We start from the raw sequence: 1107 nt of genomic DNA, 5'->3' as shown, positions 1-1107 counted from the left end.
CTGACCGTACTGTAGGGGCTCGAATTGCTGGGGTAATTGCCAAGCAGTATGGTAACACTGGTTTCGATGGACACATTACTCTCAACTTCAAGGGGGCTGCGGGTCAAAGCTTTGGTGCCTTTAACCTCCCCAGTATGACGTTGATTTTAACTGGTGAAGCGAATGACTATGTAGGCAAAGGGATGCATGGTGGTGAAATTATTATCAAACCATCAGCTGATGCCACCTACGACCCAGCTAACAATGTAATTGTAGGTAATACCTGCCTCTACGGTGCCACTGGCGGAACATTATTTGCCCATGGCGGTGCTGGTGAGCGATTTGGTGTGCGCAATTCTAAAGGGTATGCTGTGATTGAGGCAGCTGGTGATCACTGCTGTGAATACATGACCGGTGGTGTAATTGTAGTCTTAGGGAAAGTGGGACGCAATGTCGGTGCTGGTATGACTGGTGGTTTAGCCTACTTCCTAGATGAAGAGGAGAGTTTTCCGGCCAAAGTGAACCAGGATGTCAAGATTCAACGGGTGATTTCAGCGGCTGGAGAGCAGCAGTTGAAAGGCTTAATTCAAGACCATGCCACTCGGACTGGTAGCCCGAAAGCCCAGATGATTCTGGACAACTGGTCTGAATATCTGCCCAAATTCTGGCAAGTGGTACCACCTTCTGAGGCGGATACTCCTCAAGCCAATCCTGATGTGGTACAGGAACGGGAGTTAGTTTCTTCCACAGTAGGCTAAAGCAGTTAAAGGTTAAAGGTTCCAGGTTGGATTGGGTTACCAGTTGCAGGTTAGAAGGTTGAAGGTTGGTTTGATCACCTTTAACCTTCAACCTTTAACCTGGGAAAGAGAATATTAAGCAAGGTAACAAACATCTTTGAGTGGCGGGACTCGTCGATGGAGTGATTACGACCTAACCTAGTAAAATCCTGGTTTTGGATGCACTGGGATAATTGCCAAGCCTCTTGAGAACCCTTGCCTTATTCCGGTGCATTGATAATTAGAGAGTTAGCAAACCACTCTCGATGACGAGCGCACTGGCGATACAAATCACCTCCCCATGCCATGCCATGGGGAGGTTAGTGAATCTGACATGCTTCGGTCAGAAGAT

1 pseudogene is annotated in these 1107 nt (G+C 47.8%); it reads left to right on the top strand.

The features are described from left to right. Nucleotides 1–737, top strand: a pseudogene (locus F6K49_RS51945) (glutamate synthase subunit alpha); the annotation flags it as partial. Nucleotides 738–1107 lie beyond the last annotated feature (370 nt).

This window comes from Moorena sp. SIO3I6, assembly GCF_010672095.1.
The sequence above is the reverse complement of the archived record's forward strand: the minus strand, read 5'-3'. Positions and strand labels throughout refer to the sequence as shown.